Below are 26,486 nucleotides of genomic sequence, written 5' to 3' on the forward strand. Positions count from 1 at the left end.
ACGCCAAACATTGTGAGCAGCGTCGCCGACATATCTGCGGTCTGACGCCGACTCAACCTGTGGGAGCGAATTCATTCGCGAAAGCGGTACTTCGAACGGTGGAGATGTGTTGCCTGTACCGAAGATTCGCGAATGAATTCGCTCCCACAGGGGGGGCAGCGTCGCCGCCATATCTGCGGTCTGACACTGACTCAATCACAGAAACCCCGTGTCGCGCGATACTTGCGGTCTGACGCCGACTCAACCTGTGTGGGAGCTGCCGGAGGTTACGACGGCCGCGAAGGCGATCCCCATGTTCACACCGACACCGGCAACACCACTTTGACCTCCAGCCCACCCCCGTGCCGCGACTCCAGCGTCAGGCTGCCGCCGTGCTCCAACACAATGGCCCGTGCCGCAGGCAGCCCCAAGCCCACGCCACCCGTGTGTTTGTTGCGCGAGCCTTCGATGCGGAAGAACGGGGCGAAGACCTTTTCCTGAAACTCCGGCGCAATGCCGGGGCCGCGGTCGGTGACGTGGATTTCGACGCTTCCGGCCAGCGCACGCAAGCTGATCCCCGGTTCCATCCCGTATTTGACGGCGTTGTCCAGCAGGTTGACCAACGCACGCTTGATCCCGATGGGCCGTCCCACGAACACGTAACGTGGAGGGGCGTCGAGCGCCACGTCGATGCCCGCGTCCTTGAAATCATCGACGAGGGTGTGCAGCAGCTCGGCCAGGTCAAACGCCGTGGCCTGTTCCAGCCGCGCATCATCGCGAAAGAACTCCAGCGCCGAATTAACCATCGCCTGCATCTCGTCCACGTCCCGGAACAGCCGCGATTGCTGCTCCGGGTCTTCGATGAATTCGCCGCGCAAACGCATGCGGGTCAGCGGAGTGCGCAGGTCGTGGGAAATGGCCGCGAGCATCTGCGTGCGGTCCTGCAAAAAGTGCTGGATTTGCGCCTGCATCCCATTGAACGCCAGAATCGCTTCGCGGATTTCCCGAGGTCCCTCGACGGCAATCGGCGGCGCCTTGAAGTCCACGCCGAAACGCCGCGCCCCCTTGGCAAAGCGCTCCAGCGGCGTCGCCAGATGGCGCGTGGCAACCAGCGCCACCAGCAGGGTCGAAGACAGAATCAGCACGAGAATGATCAGATTGCGCGGCAGCTCCGACAGCCCCCAACTGCGGGTTGGCACCGAAAACAGCACCCAGCTCTTGTCGCTCAGTTCGATCAACAGGCTGTAGCGACTCTCGGCCAATTGCGGGACCCAGTCGGTGGGTTCATAGGCCTCGATTTTCGCCGCGGGCCTGTCCAGCAACCGGCGCAGCAGCGGGCCACCGGAGCGGAAATCCGGGTCGTCAACCGGTGGCATACGGGCGTCTTCGTGACGCGGCAACCACTGGCTGGTGAACGCCTTGTCGCTGGCTGCACTGGCGATCCCCGGACGTTGCGCCGGCGGCACGGAATCGATAATTCGGGTCACGGCGGCGGCCTTTTCCATCAGACCGGTTTCGGTGAGCGGTGGTCGGGCCCACACCCCGCCGAGCAGGCTGACCACGCCGTTCAACGCCAGGGACGTGAGCATGGCGGCAACGGTGGTCAAGGCGATCCAGCGTGCCACGGTGTCGCGAGGCAGGCCCAGTGTGGCGCGCACCGCCCGTACCACGTTCATCGACTGACCACGGCAGGGGTGAACAGATACCCCACGTTGCGAATGGTGCGGATCATCGGCATCGCCGTCACTTCCGACTCCAGTTTGCGGCGCAGACGGCTGACCTGCACATCGATGCTGCGATCAAAGGCGTCATGGGTTTCGCCCCGCGCCATGTCCAGCAACTGCTGGCGGGTGAGGACGCGACGAGGATGCTCGGCGAACACCAGCAACAGCTCGAACTCCCCGGCGGACAGCGGAATCATCACGTTATCCGGCGAGCGCAATTCCCGGCGTGCGACGTCCAGCTGCCAGTCGGCGAACATCAAAATCGGCCGTGGCGCCTCGCGGGTCGGGTGTTGGTGTTCTCCAGTCCGTCTGAGCACGGCACGCACCCGGGCCAGCAGTTCGCGGGCGTCGAAGGGTTTGGTCAGGTAATCGTCGGCGCCCAGTTCCAGACCGACAATGCGATCACTCGGCTCGCCCAGCGCCGTCAGCATGATCACCGCGACATTGTGTTCGGCGCGCACGCGTTGGCACAGGACGAGGCCGCTGTCCCCCGGCAGCATCACGTCGAGGATGATCAGGTCCGGGGTGCGCCGCTCGACGGCCTGCCACAGCGAAGGCCCATCGATGGCGACCTCGACGCTGTAGCCGTGTTGCTGAAGGAATTTCTGCAGGAGGGCGAGGACTTCGAGGTCGTCGTCCACCAGGATGAGATGGCTCACGGTCGGGCACGCTGTCGGGCTGGAAAACAGACGCCTATCTAAAATCATTCAGCGCGCCGCGTCATATATTTCAATCCGGAAACAAAGCGACCGGGCCGCAAGAAACCGGCAATCTTCGGGCAAAAAAGCCTTGGCAGCATCGTGGCACTTCCTGTCGAGATGCCCCGCATGCCTATCCTCAAACCTGCTATGCCCTGTGTTCGATTCGCCGCTGCCGGTGTGCTGGCCGTGCTCGCCAGCGGTTGCGCGACGCCGCCTTCCCCGGCGCCCTCTTCGTGTGAGCCGGTGGCCTACCAGATTCACGACCCCGCTCAGTCGGTGAACCGGGGCATCTTCGCCTTCAACCGCACGGTCGACGATTACGCTCTGGCTCCGGTGGCCCGTGGTTATCGGCATTTGCCGGGGTTCTTCCAGAGCGGTGTGCACAACTTCGTCGCCAACTTCGGCGAGCCGAAGGTCTTCATCAACGACCTGCTGCAAGGCAACGGCCGACGCTCGGTCAACACCCTCGGGCGCTTCGTCATCAACACCACCGTCGGCGTAGTCGGGCTGTTCGACGTGTCGGGCAAGCTGGGCATCGAGCGGCACAAGGCCGACTTCGGCCAGACCTTCGGCGTCTGGAGCATCGCCGACGGACCTATCGTCGAACTGCCGCTACTCGGCACCGCCAACCTGCGGGACGCGACCGGCAAGGTATTGAGCTTCGCGGTCGATCCGTTCGGCGACAACAGCGACACCGTCGACACCCTGAGCACGATCAACACGGTGGGCGGGATTGTCGATGGCCGCGCGGAGTTGTTGCCGGTGACGGACAAGTTGCGGCAAGAGCCTGACTACTACGAGGCGCTGCGGGACACCGTGGCGGCGAAGCGGGCAGCGTTTGTCGAGGAGGGGCGGTCAGGGGCTGTCGCGGGTGAGGCGGCCGATTGCTCCACCTTCAACCCCGGTTGATTCGGTACTCCCCGGGACCATCGCCCGAGCTGTCGATCCTGATGTGTCGGGCCTTGAGCGGCTCCGGCATGCGGTGCAGCAGAAAGACGATCAACAGCCCGTGTTCGAACGTCGCGCCTTGCACTTCAATGTGGTCGGCCAGATGAAACACCATGCGAAACGGGCCGTGGGCGATACCTTGATGCAGGTACGTCGCGCCCGCATCGCCGTGGCGCTCGCCGCCGCAAATCGTGAGCACGCTTTTTTCCAGTTGAAGGTCCAGGTCGTCCGCGCACAGCCCGGCAGCGGCAATGACGATCCGATAATGATCGTCGCCGTAGCGCTCGACATTGTGAGGGGGGTAGCCCGAGGCTGCTTCGCTGTGAAGGGCTGACTCGAAGACATCATTGAAACGATCGAATCCCACCGATTGGCGGAACAACGGGGCCAAAGAGCTTGCAATGGCCATGTCCAACGCTCCTGATATAAGGATATGCACCTTAGAGAGTTGAGCTGAAGGAGCGGAAATTACAAGGTGTCCGGCACAGAGATTGGCGTCGTCCGCTAAACACCGTACGCCACAGGAAGACTTGCGGCGTCCTGGGATTGAGCTGACGACACAAACCCACTGTGGCACTCCGGCGCGGCGGCCGTGACTCTCGGCCATCGGCAACTCGGACACGATTGTGTTTGAGCAAAGAACGCGAGCACGGCACTGAACCTTGTGGGAGCAGCCGGAGGGACGACGGCCGCGAAGCGGTGGAGCAGACGATTGATCGGCAACGGACCCACCGCCGTCGCTGCCGTCGTCCCTCCGGCGTCACCCACGAGATTTTTGCCGGTCTCGACACGTCCACACACAGGCAAACCCGTGAGATGAATCAGCACATCAAGGCTTTGGCGCTTCGAGGATCGCAAGCACATCCAGCACGGTATTTTCCAGAAATCTACCCGCCCGATAATCCGCCTTCACGGCATCGCCGCCGCTCACCACCGCCTCCGGGCTTTCGACGAAACGCCCCAGCACGTGAAATGCGTCATCCAGCACCAGCACAAACGGGATCGAAATCCGCTCCAGCGCCAGCGGTGCCTTGAGCGCCTGTTCCGCCCGGCTTTCGGTGATCACCGCCAGCGTGATGTTCGGCTGTACGCGCTGCAGGTGATCCAGGACGGTGAGGTTGATCTGGCAATCCGGGCACCACATTTCACCCGCCGCCAGCAGATGAACACGGCCACGGACAGCGCGCAGTCGCTCAAGGGTGGCGGGACTGAGGGCGTTGATTTCCGCGAGCTGTTGCTGAATGCGGCGAACGGTGGCGATTTCGGCGGGCAGGCCGCGACCGACGAAGGTGTCGAACGCTTCGCCGATGCTGAAAAGGTCCTGATAAGAGGTCATGGGGGAGCTCATTATGAGTTGCGATGGGGCATCCCAGCAGAAATGCCGCCGTGCTGCAATCGTGGAGATTGAACCGACCCTGGGACAGTGGTCACGTGCGCCCCTTCGGCTTGACCACCTTCAACCGCGCGATAGCAAGGCTGTGCAGGTATTGCCGCACCGCATCATGGTGTTCGAGACCGACGTGATAGCCATCCAGCAGCCCCAGCAGATACCCTTCCGCCATCCCGTGATACCGCGACACGCTCTCGCGGGTGTCGCTGGTCTTCAACTTGACGATCAACTCATCGATCCGCGCCCGATGCTCGGCGGAAAACCAGCCGTCCTGCGGCGGCGATCCTGTTTCGTCCAGCGGCGTTGCATCGGCACTCATTGAACCTCCTGATGACATTCGGCGTTATTCACGCGTGTGCGACTGCATGAAAACCCTCTGGGAGCCGCCGAAGTTTACGACGGCGGCGAACCAATTTTTCAGTCGATGGGTATTTCACGGCGGCGGCGCCGTTCCTCTGAACCCTCGCACATGATCAATCAACGCCCTCAACTTGGGCGCCAGGTTGTGCCGATTCGGGTAGTACAGGTAGAACCCCGGAAACGGCGTGAGGTATTCGTCCAGTACGGTCACCAATTCCCCGCGTTGGAGGTACGGCCGGAAGGTGTCTTCGATGCCGAAGGTGATCCCGCCGCCCGCCAGCGCTGTGCGCACCATCAGCAGCATGTCATTGGTGGTGATCCGGGGGGCGACCGCCACGTCGAACGCGCAACCGTTTTCGGTGAATTCCCAGCGCCAGGGCGCGACTTCAGGGGACGGGCGCCAGCCGATGCAGCGGTGGGCGGTGAGGTCGCGGGGGTGTTGCGGGCGTCCATGTTGCGCGAGATAGGCCGGGGTGGCGACGGCGACTTCGCGCTGCTCGCCGGTGACCGGGATGGCGATCATGTCTTGCTCGATCACTTCGCCCAAGCGCACGCCCGCGTCGAACCCGCGCTCGACGATGTCGAACTCCTCATCGGTTACCGTCACGTCCAGCGTCACGTGAGGGAAGGCCTCGACGAAGCTGGCGATCAGCGGGCCGTCGAGAAAGCGTTCGGCAATCGACGTCACCGCCACCCGCAACAACCCGCGAGGCGGGCCTTGCAGCGCAGCGCTGTCGAGGGCGATGGCCACCGCTGACAACGCGCCCGCGGTCTGTTGGTGCAAGGCTTCGCCCGCTTCGGTCAGGCGCACATTGCGCGTCGAGCGCTGGACCAGCGACACCCCGAGGCTGTCTTCCAGCCTGCGAATGCTCTGGCTCACCGCCGAGCGGCTCACGCCCAGATGATCGGCGGCCGCCCTGAAGTTGTGCCATTGAGCGACCGCCGCGAAGACTTTCAGCAGATTGAGATCAATGTCCATTGGTAAGCAGCGCTAACCTGTTCGGTCAGTGGAGGGGGAGTTATCGCGACAATGCTTCACGGTTAGTGTGTCCGTCAACGTCACTCACACGAGAACCTGAACATGAGCCTCAACAAAATCATTCTCATCACCGGCGCTTCCAGCGGCATTGGCGAAGGCATCGCCCGAGAACTGGGCGCCGCCGGTGCGACCTTGATGCTGGGCGCGCGCCGCACGGACCGTCTGCAAACCCTGGTGAACCAGATCAATGCTGTCGGCGGGAAGGCCGAGTGCCGTCACCTCGACGTGACCGACCAGGCCGACGTCGCCGCGTTCGCCCAAGCGGCGCGGGAGCGTTGGGGCAGGGTGGACGTGATCATCAACAACGCCGGGATCATGCCGCTGTCGCCCATGGCCTCAATGAAAACCGAAGAATGGGACCGCATGGTCGACGTCAATATCAAGGGGGTGCTGCACGGTATCGCGGCTGTCCTGCCCGAATTCACACAGCGTGGCTCGGGGCATGTGATCAACATCGCGTCGGTCGGCGCCCTGAGCGTCGTGCCGACGGCGGCGGTGTACTGCGCAACCAAATACGCCGTGCGCGCCATCTCCGACGGCTTGCGCCAGGAAAGCCCGGACATCCGCGTCACCTGCATCCACCCTGGCGTGGTGGAAAGCGAACTGGCCTCGACGATCACCGACGACACCGCCAAATCCGCCATGGCCACCTACCGCGCCATTGCCCTGCAACCCGACGCCATCGGCCGGGCAGTGCGATACGCCATCGAACAGCCGGATGATGTCGATGTGAACGAGATTGTGGTGCGGCCTACTCGCACGGTTCAGTGAGCGGTCCGTACAGTCTCAGAATCACTGTCGGCTGACCCATCTTTCGCGAATGAATTCGCTCCCACAGGATTATGTGGGTTGCCAGGATTTTGTGACCGAACCGATGACCTTACAGCAGCACGGCGTGCTGCAGGTTGTGGATCATTCAAAGGCCTTCCGCACGCCGCCAATCCCTGTAGGAGCGAATTCATTCGCGAAAAAGGGGGCAGGCGACACTCATTCGTAGACTGTACTGGCCTCTTGCGAATGAATTCGCTCCTACAGATGGCGTCACTCCCCGCAGCGCCACTGCTTTATCTGATCCGCCTCTAACGCGCGGTCCGGAACCTATCCTGTGGGAGGCGCCGGAGGTTACGACGGCAGCGACGGCGTTTTATCTGGCACAACGCGATCCCCAAACGCACCCACCTGTTCCTTCGCCGACACAAGCAACCACTGCCGAAAGACCTCGGCGCAAGGTGACAGGGTGCGGTGTTTCACGGACACCAGAAACTCCCCGAACCGCGTGACGCACTGGAAATCCGTGACCCGCCGCAGTTCGCCCTTGGCCACGGCTTCGTCCCCCATGAAGGTCCACGCCAGGCCGATGCCCATGCCTTGTTGCACGGCGCGGAATGCCAATGTCAGCTGATTGAACACCGGGGCGTTGTCGGGCGGTGTGTAGTCGTGGTCGAGCAGTTCAAACCACTGTTGCCAGTCCAGGCAACGCCAGGCGGAGGTGTCGATCTGCACGAGGTTCGCCCGTGCGAGGTCTTCCAGCGTCTCGATGCCGGACACGTCGTAGGACGGGTGGGCGGCCGGGTAAACGATCTCCGGGAGCAGAAAGTCGCTGTTCAACGAGGCCCATTCCCCGTCGCCGTAGAGGATGCCAAGGTCGAAATCGTTGAGGCTGGCGTCGTCGATTTCATTGATCGCGTGCACGTGCACCGCGATTTCCGGGTAGGCCTTATTGAATTCGATGAGCTTGGGAAACAGCCAGAACTGCGCCAGCGCATGGGTCGCCAACACCGATACGGCGTTGGTCTGGTGGACGTTGCGAATGCGCGTGACGCTTTGATAGAGGGTCGACAGCATGACGTTGACCGTCATCAGCAATTCCTCTCCCGCTCGGGTCAACGCCACGCCCCGAGGTTTGCGCTCGAACACCGGCACCCCGATGCACGTCTCCAACTGGCGCATCTGTTTGCTCACCGCGCTCTGGGTGAGAAACAGCTCCGACGCCGCGTGGGTGAAGCTCGCGTGTCGCCCGACGGCTTCGAACGTGATCAATGTTTCAAGGGGCGGCAGGTTGCGCAGGTAGCGGTTGATGACGGTGTCTCCTCAAGGCTCGATCAGCGGGATGACATTCCACCGAGGAATGTGTCGCTGAGTTTTTATCGCATGTGCGAAGTATCGGCCATCGATAGAATTTCGCCAAACGGCCTGCCGAGTGGAAATCATGAACAGTGGAATTGTGTACGCGCTGCTGGCCGGGGCCATCTGGGCCGGGGTCATCGTTGGCCCGTCGCTGCTGCCAGATTTCAACGCTGTGCTGATCAGCAGCGCACGGTTCGCCCTGTACGGCCTGTTTTCGCTGCTGGTGGCGTTGCCGTTCGCCCGTCGTCTGTTCGCTCGGCTCACCCGTCGCGAGGTCATGCTGTTGCTGCGCCTGTCGCTGACCGGCAACGTGTTGAACTACGCCTTGCTCGGCGCCGCAATCCAGCTCAGCGGGGTCACGGCTGCCGCCTTGATCAACGGCATGCTGCCCATCGCCATCACCTTTCAAGGGCGCAACGACACCGGATCGCTGCCCATCAACAAGCTCAAGCTGCCGCTGTTGATGGTATTCCTCGGCATCGTCTCGATCTGCATTGAACGCGCCGTGCAAACCGCTTCCGACGTGCCACTGTCCTCGCAACTACTCGGCATCGCCTGCGGGTTGTGCGGCGTGGTGAGTTGGTCGTGGTTCGCCACCCACAACAGCCGCTACCTCAAGCAAAGTTCGTTCAACAGCAGGGAATGGTCGACGTTGCTGGGCATTGTCACTGGCGGCGTGGCGGTGGTGTTTGGCGTGGTGGCGTTGGCGCTGTTCCCGAACCTGATTCCCACCGGCATCGAACACAGCCGCTGGATGACGTTTCTCTGGGTCAGCCTGTTCCTGGCGCTCTGCGGGTCGTGGCTGGCGAACAGCCTGTGGAATGCCTGTTCCCGCCGCATGGCCTCGTCGCTGAGCGGCCAGATGATCGTCTTTGAAACGGTGTTCGCCTGCATCTACGGCTTTATTTACACCCGGCATTTCCCCGGCTTCGTGGAGTTGGCGTCGATCTGCCTGCTGGTGGGCGGGGTGCTCTGGTCGGCTCGTCGGCATCAGGTGCCGGTGGTGAAGCTGGATCAGCCGAGCTGCTGATCTGTGCTGTCGATGTCCGGCGCTGCATCGACCTGAGTCGTGGCGTAGCGCCCCGGTGGCAGGCCAACGTGACGGGTGAAGGCGACCCCGAACGAACTCACTGAACTGTAGCCGACCCGCTCGGCAATCTCGCTGATCGCCAGCTCGCGCTGGCGCAGCATCTGTTTGGCCAGCGCCATGCGCCACGTCAGCAGGTATTCCATGGGCGGCAGGCCCACCGCACGGCCGAAAGCCTCGAAAAACGTCGAGCGCGACATGCCCGCTGTGCTCGCCAGTTGCGCAACGTTCCACGGCGCGGCGGGGTGCTCATGAAAGCCCCTCAAGGCCAATGACAGCTTGGGGTCGGACAAACCTCGCAACAGCCCGGGTGAGGCCGCCGTTGATCCGTTCGAGCGCAGCGCCTCAATCAGCAGCACTTCCAGCAGCCGCGCCATGACCATCTCTCTCGCCGGTCGCTGGGTACGGGATTCGTCGCCCACCAATTGCACCAGCGTCGCCAGCCGCCGTTCGCCACGCACGTGCACCCATCGCGGCAACAAGGGCACCAAAAGCCCGGCGTCGGCCGAGCCGAACACGCAATGGCCGACCAGCAGTCGCGTGTCGATGTCAGCCAGCGGATCGCCGAGCCGGACACCGCCAGGCATCGGGGTGACGGCGGTCGTGGGGACTTCGTCCTCAAGCGGCGGCTCGCGGTCCATGCTCGACGTGGCAAAGGACTGCGCGGCAGGAATCAGCACGAAGTCGCCTTCGTTCAGGACGATCATGTCACTGCCGTGAGGGCCGTCGATGGCCAGTCGGCATGCCCCTTCAAGCACCACGAAATAAAACGGCTGGCCGGTGTCGGCGCGCCTGACCGCCCACGGCGACGAGGCAATGACCAGTTTGGAGAAGGGGGCTGAGGGTTGCAGCAGGCCGACGACTTCAGCCAGTGGATCGACCATTCCGGACGCTCACGACAAAGAACAGGACGTTGGAGTGTAGTTCGTCTGTTGTCGTCGATCTATGGTGGAGCGGTCATTCATTCACTGGAGTTTCACATGACTCACTCGCCCACCGTTTTGATCACCGGTTGCTCGTCGGGCTTCGGCCTGGAAACCGCGCAATTCTTTCTCGACAAAGGCTGGAACGTCATCGCCACGATGCGCACGCCGCGTAAAGACTTGCTGCCGGCCTCCGATCACCTGCGCATTCTGGCACTCGACGTGACGGATGCCGACAGCATTGCCCGTTGCATCGACGCGGCGGGACCGATTGATGCCCTCGTCAACAATGCAGGGATTGGCTTGCTGGCGCCGGTGGAAGGGCTGAACCTTGCCAGCGCACGGGAGATTTTCGACACCAACACCCTCGGCACCATCGCCATGACCCAGGCCGTTCTGCCTCAGTTCCGTCAGCGTCGGGGCGGCGTGGTGGTCAACGTCACGTCTACGGTGACGCTGAAATCCCTGCCGCTGTTGTCGGTGTACACCGCGAGCAAGGCGGCGGTGAACGCCTTCACCGAATCGCTGGCGCTGGAGCTGGAACCCTTCGACGTCCGCGTGCGACTGGTGTTGCCGGGTCGCGCACCGGGCACGGCGTTTGGCGATAACGCGCGGCGGCTGATGGCCGATCCGATTCCGGATGCGTACGTCGCGTTCCGGGATCAGGTGTTCGAAAGCGTGCGCGACACGGCATCGCCCATGACCCACGCGCTGGACGTTGCCGAGGCGGTGTGGCAGGCGGTGACCGATCCTGCCGCGCCGATGCGCATACCGGCGGGCGCCGATGCTGTGGCCCTCAGCGAGTCGCTTTCAAAAGCCTGATCGACTGCTTCACGCGTTTTCGTTGCCCGGTCGGGTGAACGAAAAACGGTCGATATCCTTACGCCGCTTCCAGCCCTCGCCTTGCCAGTAGCGGGCAGCGGCGTCATTGGTCTTGAGCACGTCGAGGTGGCATTTGCCGATGCCCAAGGCTTCGAGGCTGGACAGGCAGCGCTTTACCAACTCCCGCGCAATGCCTTGACGGCGGAATTCGGGCAAGACCAATAGATGCTGCAAATAACCGCGCCGCCCGTCGTGGCCGCACATCACACAGCCGACCAGCCCCGCATCGCTTTGCGCGACGAAGCTCATGCCGGGGTTGCGGTCCAGGTAGCGGGCCGTGGATTCGCGGGAGTCGGCATCGCGGATCGAAATGCCGGGGGTGTCATTCATCAGGGCCAGAACGGCATCGTAATCGTCCATTGTCATCACACGGATTTTGATCATGGGCAGGTCTGTCCGAAAAGGGATGAAGCAGGGTAGCAGAGCGATGCCGCACGAACGTGACACATCCAGACCGCTTAAAAGAGCCGCTCTATCGCGGATCAATGCTGCGGCTATTAGACCTCTCTGAGATCGGAGCTATCTTTGATCTGTCGTTGGCTTGTGCCAACGGTTCCATCCCTGATAAGGCGATAAGAATAAGCACCGTCGGTGCTACTGAGTTCACTCGTCTCTGCCGCGCCCTGGATAAAGGCAGACGGCGGGATGATCACGATCAAAGGTAGATAACCATGGCAACCGAATCAAAATGCCCTTTCAATCATGCGGCCGGCGGCGGCACCACCAACCGCGACTGGTGGCCCAATCAGCTGAACCTGAAGATCCTTCACCAGCACTCGTCGCTGTCCGACCCGATGGACGAGGGTTTCGACTATGCAAAAGAATTCAAAAGCCTGGACTTCGACGCGGTCAAGAAAGACCTGCTGGCTGTGATGACGAACTCTCAGGACTGGTGGCCGGCAGACTTCGGCCACTACGGCCCATTCTTCGTGCGCATGGCCTGGCACAGCGCCGGGACCTACCGCACTGGTGACGGTCGCGGCGGGGCGGGCTCGGGACAGCAACGCTTCGCACCGCTCAACAGTTGGCCGGACAACGTCAGCCTGGACAAGGCCCGGCGCCTGATCTGGCCGGTCAAACAGAAGTACGGGCGCAAGATTTCCTGGGCCGACCTGATCGTGCTCACCGGTAACGTCGCGCTCGAATCGATGGGCTTCAAGACCTTTGGTTTCTCGGGCGGCCGGCCTGACGTCTGGGAGCCGGATGAAGACGTGTACTGGGGCGCCGAGACCACCTGGCTGGGTGGCGAAGAGCGTTATGGCGCGCATAAGGACATGGAGCAGCCGGGGCAGGGCGATCTGGTCGCGGAACCGGCCAAGCACGGCGAAGAGAAAAGCCGTACGGCCCAAGGGGAACGCAATCTGGAAAACCCTCTGGCGGCCGTGCAAATGGGCCTGATTTACGTGAACCCGGAAGGGCCGGACGGTCATCCCGACCCTGCGGCCTCGGCGAAAGACATTCGCGAAACCTTCGGCCGCATGGCGATGAACGACGAAGAAACCGTGGCGTTGATCGCGGGCGGTCACGCGTTCGGCAAGACCCACGGCGCGGGACCTGCCGATAACGTCGGGCCTGAGCCGGAAGCGGCGGGCCTGGAAGAGCAGGGCTTGGGCTGGCGCAATAAATTTGGCACCGGAAAGGGCGGCGACGCCATCACCAGCGGCCTCGAAGTGACCTGGACCTCGACCCCGACGAAGTGGAGCAACGAGTACCTGGAAAACCTGTTCAACTTCGAATGGGAACTGACCAAAAGCCCGGCGGGGGCCAATCAGTGGAAACCCAAGGGCGGCGCTGGTGCGAACACCATTCCTCACGCCCATGACCCGAGCAAGCGTCAGGAACCGCGCATGCTCACCTCGGACCTGGCCCTGCGCTTCGATCCCGAGTACGAGAAAATCTCTCGCCGCTTCAAGGACAACCCCGGACAGCTCGCCGACGCCTTCGCCCGCGCCTGGTTCAAGCTGACTCACCGGGACATGGGCCCGCTGGCCCGCTACCTCGGCCCAGAAACCCCCACCGACGAACTGCTCTGGCAAGACCCGCTGCCGGATGTCACCCATCCACTGGTCAGCGCTGACGACGTGACGGCCTTGAAGACCCAGATCCTCGCGTCGGGGCTGACCGTTTCGCAACTGGTCTCCACGGCCTGGGCTGCGGCCTCGACGTTCCGGGGTTCGGACAAACGCGGCGGCGCCAACGGTGGGCGTCTACGTCTCGCACCTCAGAAAGACTGGGCGGCCAACCAGCCTCAGCAACTGGCGAAGGTGTTGCAGGTGCTTGAGCAGATTCAGGGCCAGTTCAACGGCGGCGCGTCGACGAACAAGGTCTCGCTGGCCGACCTCATCGTGATCGCCGGGAACGCAGGCGTCGAAAAGGCCGCGCTGGACGCCGGGCAAACCGTGACCGTGCCGTTCGCGCCGGGCCGCGTCGATGCCTCCCAAGCGCAAACGGATGTCGAATCTTTTGGTTTTCTGGAGCCTATCGCCGACGGCTTCCGCAATTACCTCAAACAGACCTACAAGGTCTCAGCCGAGAAACTGTTGGTGGACAAGGCGCAATTGCTGACCCTGACTGCGCCGGAAATGACCGTCTTGCTGGGCGGTCTGAGGGTCTTGGGCAATAACGTCGGGGAGAGCAAGCAGGGCGTCTTTACGAACCGTCCGGGCGTACTGACCAACGACTTCTTCAAGAACCTGTTGGACATGAGCGTGGAATGGAAACCCACGTCGCCCGGCAATGACACCTTCGAGGCCAGAGACCGCAAGACCGGCGACGTGAAATGGACCGGGACGCGGGTGGATCTGGTGTTCGGCTCCCATGCGCAGTTGCGGGCGATTTCCGAGGTGTACGGCAGCGCCGATGCCCATGAGAAATTCGTGAAGGACTTCGTGGCGGCCTGGACCAAAGTCACGAATCTGGACCGTTTTGATTTGGGCTGATCGGTCTACCACTCTCCCGACAACGCCTCCTTCCTGGGGGCGTTTTTACGTCCTGTCTACCTTCCATTCCCCGCGAGAATAGGCCCATGAACATCTTGAATTTCCCTTGTTCGCACGCTTCTCGTAGCGTGTCCGTTCCCTGAAATGGAGATCACCCTCGTGAACGACGCTCGCCTGCGACTCTACGTCGATGCCCAATACACCAGCCCTTACGCCCTGTCCGCTTTCGTGGTCCTGCGCGAGAAGGGCCTCGACTTTGAATGGATTCCGGTGGACCTGGAGGCTGGCGAGCAGCAAGGCCCTCAATACACGGCATTGTCCGTGACGCAGCGGGTGCCGACGCTGGTCCATGGCGATTTCTCCCTGTCCGAATCGTCAGCCATCGACGAATACCTGGAAGACGTATTTCCAGACACGCCGGTCTATCCCCAAGACGTCAAGCAACGCGCCAAAGCCCGCGAGGTGCAAGCCTGGCTGCGCAGCGACCTCGCTCCGTTGCGGCAGGAGCGCTCGACGCTGGTGGTGTTTTACGGTCAGCACGCCCCTGCGCTGACCCCCGTGGCGAAGGCCGCAGCGCAGAAGTTGATCGAGGGCGCCGAGGCGCTGTTGCCGGATGGGGCTGGCGACTTGTTTGGCGAATGGTCGATTGCCGACGTAGAGCTGGCGTTGATGCTCAATCGCTTGATTCTGAATGGCGACGACGTGCCTGAAGCGTTGGTGAGGTACGCCAAGCGGCAGTGGGCGCGGCCGAGCGTGCAGGAATGGGTGAACATTCAGCGTCCGGCGCTGTGAGGATTTCCATCTGATCCGTATTTTTCTCCAATATCTGGCGCTGTATTGAAACAGTTGTCCGGCCCAAACTAGTCACCATTCCCAGCCACTGAAAGGAGGCTGGCCCCGAGCGATCAGGCGATGTTTGCGCCTGTATCGCACACATTGAGAGGTGACACTCATGGGCAAGATGACGCTGTTTCTGCTGGGCTTCCTGGCGCTGACCATTTCCATTGGCCTGCTGGCGACGATTCCACCGGGCTGATGGACGACGTCGACCGTCCCGCTCAGCACGTCATGGCTGACAGAGGGTCAATGGGGGAGCGGAGCCCAAACGGCGCTGCTCCTGAATAACCGGGGAAGGCGATAATGCGTTGGGAGATTGCGTTTCTATAATAAGAACCATTACTATTCGCGCCTTCCGCCCCCACATTCCCACCCCCTCATGACCCTCAAGCTGCCACGAAGCAAAGGCTTTCTCGATCATTACGAAGAGCTCGTGGGCACCTGGACCCGCCGTCTGAAGAACCGTCATCAGGCCGAAGACCTGACCCATGACGCGTTCGTGCGCGTGCTGGAATCGACCGGCGGGGCGAGCGTCGAACAGCCTCGGGCGTATCTGCATCAAACGGCCCGCAACATCGCCGTCGACACCTGGCGGCGTGAAGACCGGCGCAGCGAACTCGAACGGGAATCCCTCGACACATCGGCCGGTCACACGGATGACCCGGAGGCGTTCATGCATGCCATCCAGCTGGCAGACTCCATCGAACGTGCCCTGGCGGAGTTGCCGCTCAACTGTCGCAAGGTGTTCGTCTGGCAAAAGCTCGAAGGCTTGTCGCAGCTGGAGATCGCCGATCGCCTGGGCCTGAGCAAGAACATGGTGGAAAAGTATATGATTCGCACGCTGCGCCATTTGCGCGACCGGCTGGATGCCCCGGCGCCATGATGCATCGTCACCGGGAACTGGCCCGCCTTTCATTTGCTCAGGAAACACCATGACGACGGACCGTGATTGCCCTTGTGGCCCAGACGCCGTACGCGATCAGGCGGCGTGGTGGTTTGCCCGTGCTCGCGATGGCGAGCTGTCGTCGGAGGAGCACGCTGAGTTCGAGGCCTGGCTGAGCGCCCACGACCCGCACGCCCATGAATACCGCCTGCTGCAAAACCTGTGGGGCGCCGCCGATCTGCTGCCCAGGGCACGGCTCGAAGCCCTGTGTGAACCGGATGCGCCGACGCCGTTGCCTGCGCCATCTTCTCCCGCTCGTCGAACATTCGCCCGCTATGCGGTGGCGGCCAGTCTGGTGGCGATGGTGGTGGGAACGAGCCTTTACTTCGGCCTGGACCCGCAGCCGGATTACAGCGCGGACTTCGCCACGGCGGTGGGCGAACGGCGTCAGGTGGCATTGCCGGATGGCTCGGTGCTGGACCTCAATGGTCGCACCCGTCTGAAGGTGCACTTCTTCAGCGCCACGCGTCAGGTCGAACTGACCGAGGGCGAAGCGATGTTCAGCGTCGAACACGACACCTCCCGACCGTTTGTGGTGCAGACCGGCAATGGCTCGGTGACCGTCACCGGCACGCGCTTCGATGTCCGTCGCGACCCGACCCGCACGCTGGTGGCGGTGGAGTCTGGCACGGTCAAGGTCAAGGGCACGGCGGGCGAGCAAGGGAATCAGGTCACGCTCACAGCGGGACTGGGTTCGAGCATCGATGCCAGTGGCAACGTCATGCCGGCATCGGCCGTCAACACGGCGGCGATCACGGCGTGGCGTACCGGCAAGCTGGTGTTCAATGACGCGTCCTTGAGGGACGTGGTGCAGGAAGTGTCCCGTTATCGCGCTCAGCCGCTTCGAGTCAGCGATGGGAAGGCCGCGAATTTGCGCCTGACCAGTGTGTTCAAATCCGATGACACGGACGCTCTGCTCCGGGCCTTGCCGAGCATTTTGCCGGTGGCCGTACGAACCCTCGCCGACGGCAGCCAGGAAATATTTTCAAAATAGATTCAGGTTTTTTCGCGGCCCTTCGTCTTCTTGTCCAACTGCGATTGCTTAGCATTCAGATCAACGCAGATGTGCTTCGCATTCTGAAACTTCAGGACAAGACCCGACGTGAAAAACAATAGACTCAACGCGCTTCAACTGGCCGTCCGCCGCACCCTGCCTGCACCGCAATCCTCTCGCTGGCTGCCGTGGGCGTTGGCCCTGGCGGTCGGCACCGGCGCGGGTCACTGCTATGCCGAGGGCGCGCCGACGGCGATTCACATTCAGGCCCAACCCCTGAGCGCCGCGTTGAGTCAACTGGGTCAGCAGACCTCCCTGCAACTGTTTTTCAGCCCGGACCTGGTCGCCGGGAAGCAGGCGCCCGCGGTGGACGGCAATCTGTCACCGGAACAGGCGCTGCGTTCGCTGCTTAGGGGCAGTGGTCTGGACTATGAAATGTCCGCCGACACCGTGGTGCTCAAGCTTGCCGGACAAAGCGCGTCCGCCACTCCGGGCAGCCTTGAAATCGCGCCGATGGAAGTGAAAGTGGTGGGGGACTGGCTCGGTGATGCCGACGCCGCCGTGGTGCAGAACCACCCCGGTGCGCGGACGGTGGTGCGCCGTCAGACCATGGTCGAGCAGGGCGCGCAAAACGTCGGCGATGTGCTGCGGCGCATTCCCGGCGTGCAAGTGCAGGAATCCAACGGCACCGGCGGCAGCGACATTTCCCTGAACGTGGGCGTGCGTGGCCTGACCTCGCGCCTGTCGCCACGCTCGACCGTGCTGATCGACGGCGTACCTGCGGCGTTCGCGCCCTATGGCCAGCCACAGTTGTCGATGGCGCCGATTTCCTCGGGCAACCTCGACAGCATCGACGTGGTGCGCGGCGCAGGTTCGGTGCGTTACGGGCCGCAGAACGTCGGCGGTGTGATCAACTTCGTCACCCGCGCCATCCCGGAAAAGCTCAGCGGTGATGTCAGCAGCACCATCGAGACCAGTCGCCATGGCGGTTACAAGAACATGGAAACCATGTTCATCGGCGGCACGGCAGACAACGGCCTGGGCGCAGCCTTGCTGTACTCCACCGTCAACGGTTCGGGCTATCGCTCCAGCAACAATGACAATGACATCGACGACCTGCTGCTCAAGACCCATTGGGCGCTCACCGAGCAGGATGACCTGTCGGTGAACTTCCACTATTACGACGCCAAGGCCGACATGCCAGGCGGTCTGACGCAGAAGCAGTTCGACGCCAATCCGTATCAGTCTGACCGGGACTACGACAACTTCAGCGGTCGTCGCAAGGACGTGTCGATCAAGTACAAGCGTCAGATCGACGACTCGACCCAGGCCGAAGTGCTGACCTATTACACCGACAGTTTTCGCGGCAGCAACATCGCCGCCCGCGACCAGAAAACCCTCGGCTCCTTCCCGCGCAGCTACCACACGTTCGGCATCGAGCCGCGCGTCTCGCACGTGCTGGACCTGGGGCCCACCACCCAGGAAGTCAGCGTGGGTGCCCGCTACCTGAAAGAGGCCATGCATGAGCAGGCGTCTCGCCTGGGGCTGGTGAACAACACGCCCGTAGTGATTCCAGGTTCCGACGGCCACGTCTATCAGGACCGCACGGGTGGCACTGAAACGACCGCGTTCTACATCGACGACAAGATCGATGTGGGCAAATGGACCATCACCCCGGGCATTCGCTTCGAGCGGATCAGCACCGATTGGCACGACCGCCCGGTGCTTGGCACCAACGGCGTGCGAGTGCAAGAGAAGGACCGCAGCGTCAACAACAACGAACCGCTCCCGGCGCTGAGCGTGATGTATCACCTGACGGACGAATGGAAACTGTTCGCCAACTACGAGACGTCCTTTGGCAGTCTGCAATACTTCCAGGTCGCTCAGGGTGGTACCGGCAACGACACGGCCAGTGGCTTGCAACCGGAAAAGGCCAAGACCTACGAGCTGGGCACCCGTTACGACAACGGCACGTGGGGCGGCGAGCTGACGGCGTTCTACATCGACTTCGACGACGAACTGCAATACGTCAGCAACGACGTGGGCTGGACCAACCTCGGCGCCACCAAGCACCAGGGCATCGAGGCCTCGGCCCACTACGACCTCAGCGCCCTCGACGCGCACTTGAGCGGGCTGACGGCCAACGCCGGATTCACCTACACCCGCGCCACCTCCGAAGGCGACATCCCCGGCTTCAAAGGCCGCGACCTGCCGCTCTATTCGCGTCAGGTGGCCACGGTCGGTCTGCGTTATGAGGTCGATCGCTGGACCTACAACGTCGACGGCTACGCCCAATCGAAACAACGCGCACCCGGCACCGGGACCAACGCCGATGGCAGCTTCAACGGCAACTACATCACCACGCCCTCGGCTGACGGTCAGTACGGCGACATCCCTGGCTACGTCACCTGGAACGTGCGCGGCGCTTACGATTTCGGCAAGCAGATGTCGAACCTCAAAGTGGGCGCGGGCGTGAAGAACCTCTTCGACCACCAATACTTCACCCGCTCGAGCGACAACAACTCGGGGATCTACCTGGGGCAACCACGGACGTTCTTTGTGCAGGCGAGTGTGGGGTTTTGAGGGCAAGTCATACCGTGTAACCAAGAGCGCCTTCGGGCGCTCTTTTTTTGCGAATGCGGTTTATAGGATTGCCAGTGCTCGCCCTTGAGTTACAGTGCGAAGGTTTCAGGAGGGAGCATGAAAAAAGAACTGTTCAAGCGTCTGGTCGAGAGCATGATGGAGATGGGCGAGATTGTTCGGGGCGAGCATCACCCGTCTCGCGAATTTCATGTCGAACCGAACGACACCGAGGCGGATCGAGAGGCGATACCCCCAGTGCAGCCGAGTGTTTCTCCGGATGCTCAGTGCGGCGGTTAAATGCAGTGAGTCATGGAGTACTGAGTGTGCCTGCCAAGTCTGAAGCGTCAGGGTTTGCTGCCAAGCAGCAGTAGAACCTGACAACCTTATTGTTCAGATCCCTGCGGCGCATGCAGGTCACTCAATCCACCTCAATATCCAGCCGCTTCAACCGCGATGCCAGCGTCGTCGGTTTCACCCCCAACAATTCCGCCGCACCGCCTTTGCCAAACAACTTGCCATTCGCGGCCTTCAAGGCGGCGTGCATGTTGTTGCGTTCAAGCTCGCGCATCTGGTCTTCGGTGAGGAAGGCGGGCTGCGCAGAAACGCCGACACTCGCACTGTCTGAGGCCTTCGGTTCATCAGGCAAATCCATATTCAAATCCGCGCCCGTCGAGGTGATCAGTGCCCGTTCGATCACGTTCTGCAATTCGCGAATGTTCCCCGGCCAGGAGTAGTTCTGCAGCCGTTCGATGTCGCTGTTACGCAAGCGGCGACCGGGCATGTTCAGGCGTTTGCCGACTTGTTTGAGGAAGTGCGCGGCAAGCGGCGCAATGTCCATCGGACGGTCGCGCAAGGCGGGGGACTGGATCGGGAAGACGTTAAGACGGAAGTACAAATCCTCGCGAAAATGCTTCGCCCCGACTTCCTGCCTCAGGTCGCGATTGGTCGCCGCGATGATCCGCACATCGACTTTGCGGGTGCGTTCTTCGCCCACCCGTTCGAATTGCCCCTCCTGCAACACGCGCAGCAATTTGCTTTGCAGCTCCAGTGGAATCTCACCGATTTCGTCAAGAAACAGCGTGCCGCCGTCGGCCAGTTCGAAGCGTCCGACCCGGTCCCGAACCGCCCCGGTGAACGCGCCGCGAATGTGGCCAAAGAACTCACTCTCAAACAGCTCCGTCGGAATCGCCGCGCAGTTGACCCGAATCAGCGGGTGCGCGCTGCGGCGACTGGCCTGGTGAATGGCGCGGGCAATCAACTCCTTGCCGGTGCCGGATTCGCCGTTGATCAACACGCTGGCATCGGTCGGCGCGACCACGTCGATCTGCTTGATGATTTTCAGGATCGGCGCGCTCTGGCCGACGATCTCGCGGAAGTTGTGTTCGATGTGAATCTCTTCCTGTAAGTAAGCGTTCTGGTCTTCGAGCCGCTGCTTCAGCACCTTCAGTTCGTCCAGCGCCGTTTGCAGCTGAGTCTCGGTGCTGCGCCGTTCGGTGATGTCGCGAAACACCACCACGGCCCCCGCAATACGCCCATCCGAGATCACCGGCGTGCTGGTGAATTCCACCGGAAAAAAGCTGCCGTCACGACGCCAGAACACCTCCTGCCGACCTTCGTGTACCACACCGTCGTGCACGGCCTTGTAGATCGGGCAATCCTCGACCGGGTAGTGGCTGCCGTCTTCGTGGCTGTGGTGATGAATGCGGTGGATGTTCTTGCCGAGCATGTCCTTGGCGTCCCAGCCGAGCATCCGCGCGCCCGCCGGGTTGACGAAGGTGGCCAGGCCTTCGCTGTCGATGGCGTAGATGCCGTCACCCACCGAACTGAGCAGCAGCTGATTGTCCCGCTCGGACTCCTGAAACAGATTGAGGATGTTGCGCCACTCGATCAGCCCGCCGCGCATGGTGCGCTCGGTGTGGGCCTGATCCTGCTGGTACTTCTGCTGGCTGGCCTCGCGCAGCACCAGGATCAACTGCGGGCTGCCCTTGATTTGCAGGGTGGTGGCGGAGATTTCCAGTTCGATGCGCTCGCCGGTCTTGATGTTGCAACTCAAGTCGTCGGTCCAGCCACGGCCTTTGTCCATCACCGCCTGGGTGAACACGATCAGGTCCGCCAACTGGTGCCCGAACAGTTTGCTCACGGGCAGGGCCAGCAACTCCTGGCGCGGGTAACCGAGCAGCTTGCAGGCGGCGATGTTGAGGTCGCCGAAGTGATCGGCGAACGGGTCGAGGAGGGCGATGGCTTCGGCGCAGTGCTCGAACACCATGTGCCGCGAGGAATAGGCCAGGTCGGCCCAGCCAATCAACGAATCGGGTTCGTTCATGATTACGAAATCTCGTGGCTTTCCACTACGAAGATTCGTACTTCTACGGGAATGCGTAATGCCCTGAAAGCATCAGATGGTAGGTAAAAAGACGGATCAGATGGGGATCTTCCTTGAAATCAAACGGTTACGCCTTTCACGAGACCCTCGATTTTTTTTGGCACGGCCTTCGCTCTATCAGGTTGTCACCCGGTGAACGATCCGGACACCGACAACACCCGAACGAACGGAGCGACGACATGCCAAGCGTAGACATCAATCACTATCAAGACGGCGACTTCCTGGTCAATTACGAAGAGAAGGTCTTCGAGGACGTCAAAGCCGAGCCGGGCGAAAAAGCCCTGCTGACCTTCCACACCATCGCGTTCGAAGGGTCGATCGGCCTGGTCAACATGCTTCAGGCCAAGCGCCTGTTGCGTAAAGGCTTCGAAACCAAAGTCCTGCTGTACGGACCGGGCGTGCAACTGGGTGTGCAGCGCGGCTTCCCGACGTTGGGCGCCGAAGCGTTTCCGGGGCACTTGGCGGTGAATAACCAGATCAAGGCGTTCATGGCCGAGGGTGGCGAAGTCTACGCCTGCCGCTTTGCCCTGCAGGCGTTGTACGGCCAGACCGAAAAGGCGCTGATCGAAGGCATCCGCCCGATCAACCCGCTGGACGTGATGGACCTGCGCCTGCTGATGCGCCGTGAGGGCGCGATGATTATTGATACCTGGACGGCGTAACGCCCGACGCCGCCAATTGGGCAGGCTGACGCCAATCCCTGTGGGAGCGAATGTATTCGCGATAGGTTTTCAGGCGACGCCGATGCGTTGGCTGAACGATCGCCTTCGCGAATGAATTCGCTCTCACAGAGATCGCGCCCGGCGACAGATCAACCGATGCCTCGTGATCCGCACGATCAATGCACGACCAGGACACCCCGACATGACCACCATCCGCGCCGCCGCCGTTCAGTTCAGCCCCGTGCTGTACTCCCGCGAAGCCACCGTCGCCAAGCTGTGCCGCACCTTGCTTGAATTGGGTCGCGAGGGGGTGCAGTTCGCGGTTTTTCCGGAAACCGTGGTGCCGTATTACCCCTATTTCTCCTTCGTCCAGCCGCCATTCGCCATGGGCAAGGAACACCTGCGACTGCTCGAAGAGTCGGTCACCGTGCCCTCCGACGTCACTCGGCAAATCGGCGAGGCCTGCCGCGAAGCGGGCATCGTCGCCTCCATCGGCGTCAACGAGCGCGACGGCGGCACGATCTACAACGCGCAATTGCTGTTCGACGCCGACGGCACGCTGATTCAACACCGACGCAAGATCACCCCGACCTACCACGAGCGCATGGTGTGGGGGCAGGGCGACGGTTCGGGCCTGCGTGCCGTGGACAGCGCCGTGGGCCGCATCGGCTCGCTGGCCTGCTGGGAACATTACAACCCGCTTGCCCGTTACGCGCTGATGGCCGATGGCGAACAGATTCACGTGGCGATGTTTCCCGGCTCGCTGGTGGGCGATATTTTTGCCGAGCAGATCGAAGTCACCATCCGTCATCACGCCCTGGAATCCGGCTGCTTCGTGGTCAACGCCACGGCCTGGCTCGACGCCGATCAACAGGGGCAGATCATGCAGGACACCGGCTGCGCTCTGGGGCCGATTTCCGGGGGCTGCTTCAGCGCCATCGTCACGCCGGAAGGCAGGTTGCTCGGCGAACCGCTGCGCACCGGCGAAGGCAGGGTGATCGCCGACCTCGACCTGAAGCTCATCGACAAACGCAAACGCATGATGGATTCCGTCGGCCACTACAGCCGTCCGGAACTGCTGAGCCTGCTGATCGACCGCACGCCCAGCGCCCAGCTGCACGAACGCAGCCCGCACCCGATGACCCCTGTCCGCGAGGAGCTGAGCCATGCAGACCAATGAACTGCTCGCCGAATTGCAATGCCACGGCGTGCGCTGGCCGGCCGCGCAAAACGGCCTGTCACGCAAGGGCGGCGCGGGGCCTTCGGACCATAAGGCGCTGACCGTGGGCGGTCGGACCATGATGGTGCCGATCCTCAACCAGGCTTCGCAGACCTCGCCGTACCAAGCGCAACCCAGTGAAGACGGCAGCCTGGCGCTGATCTTTCGTGAAGGCTTGCAGGTCGGTCAGGTGAAGATGCCCGGCGTGCCAAATTTCTACAGCCGCAGCACCGCCGACGGCATCCCGTACTGGAAGATCGCCACGCTGCACAGTGCTGACGTATTGGCCACCACGGTGTTGCAGCACTGCATTCGTTTCAATGATCGCAGCACGTCCTGCCAGTTCTGCGCCATCGGGCAGTCGCTGGCGGCGGGCAAGACCATCGCCCGCAAACGTCCGCAACAGTTGGCGGAAGTGGCGAAAGCCGCCGTCGAGCTGGACGGCGTGAAGCACATGGTGATGACCACCGGCACGCCCCAGACGCCGGATCGCGGCGCGGCCATTCTGTGTGAGTCCGCCGCTGCCGTCACCGCCGCCGTGGACCTGCCGATCCAGGCCCAATGCGAGCCGCCGGACGACGACGTCTGGTTCGAACGACTGGCCGACAGCGGCGTGGTCTCGCTCGGCATGCACCTGGAAGCGGTCACGGACGAGGTGCGTCAGCGGATCATGCCGGGCAAGGCCGAGGTGCCGTTGAGCCGTTATTTCGAAGCCTTCGAAGCGGCGGTGAAGGTGTTCGGGCGCGGTCAGGTCAGCACCTACATCCTCGCCGGGCTGGGCGACAGCGAACGGGCGATCACCGACATGAGCGAGCGTTTGAGTGCGATGGGCGTGTACCCCTTCGTCGTGCCGTTCGTGCCCATCGACGGCACGCCGCTGGCTCATCATCCCAAACCCGACAGCGCCATGATGGCCCGGCTCTACCCGCAGATTGGCGCCAGCCTGCGTCGTCACGCCCTGCACTCGGAAAACATCAATGCGGGCTGCGCGAAATGCGGCGCGTGTTCGGCGTTGAAGAATCATGAATGACGAAATGGGATGGCTTGCTGAGGAACATCTTCTGTAGGAGTGAGCTTGCTCGCGATGCGATGGTCGTCGCACAAAAGATGCGTCGGAAGTACTGGCCTCTCGCGAGCAAGCTCACTCCTGCAAGGGCGCTATTTCATTTCACGGGAGACGGATCATGCAGAACCTGGCCTTTGCCCTTGTCGACAGCACCTTCGAACCGTTTCGCGCCGGTGAGCTGGTGGTCAAACCCGCTTCCGAACCCTGGGAGAAACAGGCGTACTTCGCGCTGCGTCGCTCGGTGTTTTCCGATGAACAACAGCTGCTGCCCCAGGACAAGGACAGCCACGACTTCCAGGCCATCGCCATTGTCGCGCTGGCCGGCAACTGCGGCATGGCGGATCAGGTGATTGGGGCTGTGCGCATCTATCAACCTGAGCCGGGCCTGTGGTTCGGCGGGCGTTTGTGCGTGGCCCAGGCCTATCGCCGCCACAGCATGATCGGCAAGGCGCTGGTCAACGAGGCGGTCTCACGGGCCAAGGACCTGGGTTGCGAGACGTTTCGCGCCACGGTTCAGGCGCCCAACGAAGCGTATTTCCATGGCTTGCAGTGGCAGACCCTCGAACACCTCGAACTCCTTGGCCAGCCCCACTGCTTGATGCAGGCTGATCTGGCCTGCTATCCATTGATGCCGCGTCAGGTGTCGTTACGTGCGTTGAAGGGGGCTCGTCATGGCTGAATCCATCGATCTGAACGCGCTGCTCGACACCCTGCGCAAGACACCGGCGATGCTGTCCAAACAGGCGATCCAGCAACCGGCGAAAATCATCGGCATCAGCGACAAGCCGCTGACCCGCGCCGAGCTCTACGCGCTGCCCGGCGACGACACCGCCGCCATTGCCTGTGGCGATCACTTCCAGTTGCTGGCCATCGAAGGCATGTTGCCGGGCTTCGTGAAAGCGGCGCCGTGGTTCGCGGGCTGGTCAGCGGTGATGGCCAATGTCAGCGACATCACCGCGATGGGTGGTCGGGCGACGGCAGTGGTCAACGCGTATTGGCACCACGACGATGCCGCCGCGCAGGAAATCCTCGCGGGTATTCGTGCCGCCTGCGAAGCCTATGGCCTGATGCTGGCGGGCGGGCACACCAGCCTCGCCGCGCACAATCCCACAGCCTTGGCCGTGGCGATCACCGGCATTGCCAGCCGCTTGCTCTCGACCCTGCACGTGAAGCCGGGGCAAATCATCGCCATGGCGGTGGATCTGGAAGGCTATTGGCACGCCGACAGCACCTATTGGAAAGCCTTCGAAGGCGTGCCCGCCGAGCGCCTGCGCAGCAAGCTCGAAGTGCTGCCGCGTCTGGCCGAAGCGAAACTGCTGCATGCGGCCAAGGACATCAGCAACGCCGGGGTTCTGGGCAGTCTGTTGATGCTGCTGGAAACCACTGGCTGCGGGGGCGACATCGACTTGCAACGGCTGCCGCGTCCGGACGCCGCCGACCTCTTGCGCTGGCTGCAAGTCTTCCCCAGCTATGGATTTCTCATGACCCTGGACGACGCCGACTGGCCCAACGTTCAGGCGGCATTCGCGTTCGAAGGCCTGCGCTGCGAACGCATCGGCCGGGTGACTGACAGCGCCGAACTCACCGTTCAGCACGGGCTGCAACGCCGCACCTTCTGGAACCTCAACGAGCAGCCATTCACCGGGTTCAGTTACCCGCACCTCGACCTTTCACCTCTGTCCGCACATAAGGAGCACTGA

At 62.3% G+C, this 26,486-nt stretch carries 25 protein-coding genes; 15 read left to right on the top strand and 10 right to left on the bottom strand.

Annotated features, from left to right (window positions below; translation table 11 throughout):
• Positions 1-296: 296 nt before the first annotated feature.
• Positions 297-1,655, bottom strand: a complete 1,359-nt coding sequence (locus ACWKWE_RS14295; protein WP_483850887.1) for a sensor histidine kinase — start codon at positions 1,653-1,655, stop codon at positions 297-299.
• Positions 1,652-2,410, bottom strand: coding sequence for a response regulator (locus tag ACWKWE_RS14300; RefSeq protein WP_483850888.1), 759 nt, complete (start codon positions 2,408-2,410; stop codon positions 1,652-1,654). The genes ACWKWE_RS14295 and ACWKWE_RS14300 overlap by 4 nt, the downstream gene beginning before the upstream one ends.
• A 120-nt stretch (positions 2,411-2,530) precedes the next feature.
• Between ACWKWE_RS14300 and ACWKWE_RS14305 the strand changes: the two genes are divergently transcribed.
• Positions 2,531-3,313, top strand: a complete 783-nt coding sequence (locus ACWKWE_RS14305; RefSeq protein WP_483850889.1) for an MlaA family lipoprotein — start codon at positions 2,531-2,533, stop codon at positions 3,311-3,313.
• Here ACWKWE_RS14305 and ACWKWE_RS14310 read toward each other — a convergent pair.
• The 4 genes from ACWKWE_RS14310 to ACWKWE_RS14325 all read right to left on the bottom strand — a co-directional run bounded on the left by ACWKWE_RS14310 (position 3,300) and on the right by ACWKWE_RS14325 (position 6,081).
• The gene (locus ACWKWE_RS14310) at positions 3,300-3,761 is read right to left on the bottom strand and encodes an Hsp20 family protein (RefSeq protein WP_483850890.1); all 462 of its coding nucleotides are present in this window, start codon (positions 3,759-3,761) and stop codon (positions 3,300-3,302) included. The two genes, ACWKWE_RS14305 and ACWKWE_RS14310, sit on opposite strands and share 14 nt — an antisense overlap.
• A 420-nt stretch (positions 3,762-4,181) precedes the next feature.
• Positions 4,182-4,688, bottom strand: a complete 507-nt coding sequence (locus ACWKWE_RS14315) for a thioredoxin family protein (protein WP_483850891.1) — start codon at positions 4,686-4,688, stop codon at positions 4,182-4,184.
• 91 nt (positions 4,689-4,779) lie between these two features.
• The gene (locus ACWKWE_RS14320; protein ID WP_483850892.1) at positions 4,780-5,061 is read right to left on the bottom strand and encodes a hypothetical protein; all 282 of its coding nucleotides are present in this window, start codon (positions 5,059-5,061) and stop codon (positions 4,780-4,782) included.
• A 114-nt stretch (positions 5,062-5,175) separates the two neighbouring features.
• Complete coding sequence (locus ACWKWE_RS14325; RefSeq protein ID WP_166598436.1) at positions 5,176-6,081, bottom strand: LysR family transcriptional regulator; 906 nt, start codon at positions 6,079-6,081, stop codon at positions 5,176-5,178.
• A gap of 102 nt (positions 6,082-6,183) precedes the next feature.
• Here ACWKWE_RS14325 and ACWKWE_RS14330 point away from each other — a divergent pair, with 102 nt between their 5' ends.
• On the top strand, positions 6,184-6,912 hold the full coding sequence (locus ACWKWE_RS14330; RefSeq protein ID WP_483850893.1) for an SDR family oxidoreductase: 729 nt from the start codon (positions 6,184-6,186) through the stop codon (positions 6,910-6,912).
• 351 nt (positions 6,913-7,263) lie between these two features.
• On the opposite strand, the gene ACWKWE_RS14335 is transcribed toward ACWKWE_RS14330, so the two are convergent.
• Positions 7,264-8,181, bottom strand: coding sequence for a LysR substrate-binding domain-containing protein (locus ACWKWE_RS14335; RefSeq protein WP_483850894.1), 918 nt, complete (start codon positions 8,179-8,181; stop codon positions 7,264-7,266).
• 166 nt (positions 8,182-8,347) lie between these two features.
• On the opposite strand from ACWKWE_RS14335, the gene ACWKWE_RS14340 reads away from it, so the two are divergent.
• Positions 8,348-9,298 (top strand): DMT family transporter, encoded by a 951-nt coding sequence (locus ACWKWE_RS14340; protein ID WP_483850972.1) that lies wholly within the window; start codon positions 8,348-8,350, stop codon positions 9,296-9,298.
• Here the strand turns inward: ACWKWE_RS14340 and ACWKWE_RS14345 are convergent.
• Positions 9,283-10,239 (bottom strand): AraC family transcriptional regulator, encoded by a 957-nt coding sequence (locus tag ACWKWE_RS14345; RefSeq protein ID WP_483850895.1) that lies wholly within the window; start codon positions 10,237-10,239, stop codon positions 9,283-9,285. The two genes, ACWKWE_RS14340 and ACWKWE_RS14345, sit on opposite strands and share 16 nt — an antisense overlap.
• Before the next feature lie 96 nt (positions 10,240-10,335).
• On the opposite strand from ACWKWE_RS14345, the gene ACWKWE_RS14350 reads away from it, so the two are divergent.
• A complete protein-coding gene (locus tag ACWKWE_RS14350) occupies positions 10,336-11,100 on the top strand; it encodes an SDR family oxidoreductase (RefSeq protein WP_483850896.1) in 765 nt (254 codons plus the stop codon).
• Between the two features lie 9 nt (positions 11,101-11,109).
• Here ACWKWE_RS14350 and ACWKWE_RS14355 read toward each other — a convergent pair whose 3' ends face one another.
• A complete protein-coding gene (locus tag ACWKWE_RS14355) occupies positions 11,110-11,544 on the bottom strand; it encodes a GNAT family N-acetyltransferase (RefSeq protein ID WP_483850897.1) in 435 nt (144 codons plus the stop codon).
• Positions 11,545-11,831: 287 nt separating this feature from the next.
• On the opposite strand from ACWKWE_RS14355, the gene katG reads away from it, so the two are divergent.
• From katG to ACWKWE_RS14385, 6 genes are all read left to right on the top strand, one after another.
• Positions 11,832-14,099, top strand: a complete 2,268-nt coding sequence (gene katG, locus ACWKWE_RS14360; RefSeq protein ID WP_483850898.1) for a catalase/peroxidase HPI — start codon at positions 11,832-11,834, stop codon at positions 14,097-14,099.
• Positions 14,100-14,258: 159 nt separating this feature from the next.
• Positions 14,259-14,891 carry a glutathione transferase gene (gene yfcF / locus ACWKWE_RS14365; RefSeq protein ID WP_483850899.1) on the top strand — a complete coding sequence of 211 codons (633 nt, stop codon included), beginning with the start codon at positions 14,259-14,261 and terminating at the stop codon, positions 14,889-14,891.
• 424 nt (positions 14,892-15,315) lie between these two features.
• Positions 15,316-15,819 carry a sigma-70 family RNA polymerase sigma factor gene (locus ACWKWE_RS14370; RefSeq protein WP_166597002.1) on the top strand — a complete coding sequence of 168 codons (504 nt, stop codon included), beginning with the start codon at positions 15,316-15,318 and terminating at the stop codon, positions 15,817-15,819.
• A 49-nt stretch (positions 15,820-15,868) separates the two neighbouring features.
• Positions 15,869-16,873 carry a FecR family protein gene (locus ACWKWE_RS14375; RefSeq protein ID WP_483850900.1) on the top strand — a complete coding sequence of 335 codons (1,005 nt, stop codon included), beginning with the start codon at positions 15,869-15,871 and terminating at the stop codon, positions 16,871-16,873.
• Positions 16,874-17,029: 156 nt separating this feature from the next.
• Positions 17,030-19,456, top strand: coding sequence for a TonB-dependent siderophore receptor (locus tag ACWKWE_RS14380; RefSeq protein WP_483850973.1), 2,427 nt, complete (start codon positions 17,030-17,032; stop codon positions 19,454-19,456).
• A 117-nt stretch (positions 19,457-19,573) separates the two neighbouring features.
• The gene (locus tag ACWKWE_RS14385; protein ID WP_483850901.1) at positions 19,574-19,753 is read left to right on the top strand and encodes a hypothetical protein; all 180 of its coding nucleotides are present in this window, start codon (positions 19,574-19,576) and stop codon (positions 19,751-19,753) included.
• 121 nt (positions 19,754-19,874) lie between these two features.
• On the opposite strand, the gene ACWKWE_RS14390 is transcribed toward ACWKWE_RS14385, so the two are convergent.
• A complete protein-coding gene (locus ACWKWE_RS14390; protein WP_483850902.1) occupies positions 19,875-21,779 on the bottom strand; it encodes a sigma 54-interacting transcriptional regulator in 1,905 nt (634 codons plus the stop codon).
• Positions 21,780-22,018: 239 nt separating this feature from the next.
• Here ACWKWE_RS14390 and ACWKWE_RS14395 point away from each other — a divergent pair, with 239 nt between their 5' ends.
• The 5 genes from ACWKWE_RS14395 to ACWKWE_RS14415 all read left to right on the top strand — a co-directional run bounded on the left by ACWKWE_RS14395 (position 22,019) and on the right by ACWKWE_RS14415 (position 26,486).
• Entirely contained in the window at positions 22,019-22,501 is a 483-nt protein-coding gene (locus ACWKWE_RS14395) for an MSMEG_0572/Sll0783 family nitrogen starvation response protein (RefSeq protein ID WP_062387355.1), read from the top strand.
• A 202-nt stretch (positions 22,502-22,703) separates the two neighbouring features.
• Positions 22,704-23,681 (top strand): Nit6803 family nitrilase, encoded by a 978-nt coding sequence (locus tag ACWKWE_RS14400; protein WP_483850903.1) that lies wholly within the window; start codon positions 22,704-22,706, stop codon positions 23,679-23,681.
• Positions 23,668-24,750 (top strand): MSMEG_0568 family radical SAM protein, encoded by a 1,083-nt coding sequence (locus ACWKWE_RS14405; RefSeq protein WP_483850904.1) that lies wholly within the window; start codon positions 23,668-23,670, stop codon positions 24,748-24,750. Before ACWKWE_RS14400 ends, ACWKWE_RS14405 begins: the two co-directional genes overlap by 14 nt.
• A gap of 154 nt (positions 24,751-24,904) precedes the next feature.
• The gene (locus tag ACWKWE_RS14410; protein WP_483850905.1) at positions 24,905-25,465 is read left to right on the top strand and encodes an MSMEG_0567/Sll0786 family nitrogen starvation N-acetyltransferase; all 561 of its coding nucleotides are present in this window, start codon (positions 24,905-24,907) and stop codon (positions 25,463-25,465) included.
• Positions 25,458-26,486 (top strand): sll0787 family AIR synthase-like protein, encoded by a 1,029-nt coding sequence (locus ACWKWE_RS14415; protein ID WP_483850906.1) that lies wholly within the window; start codon positions 25,458-25,460, stop codon positions 26,484-26,486. Before ACWKWE_RS14410 ends, ACWKWE_RS14415 begins: the two co-directional genes overlap by 8 nt.

The sequence above is a fragment of the Pseudomonas salicis genome (assembly GCF_057128705.1).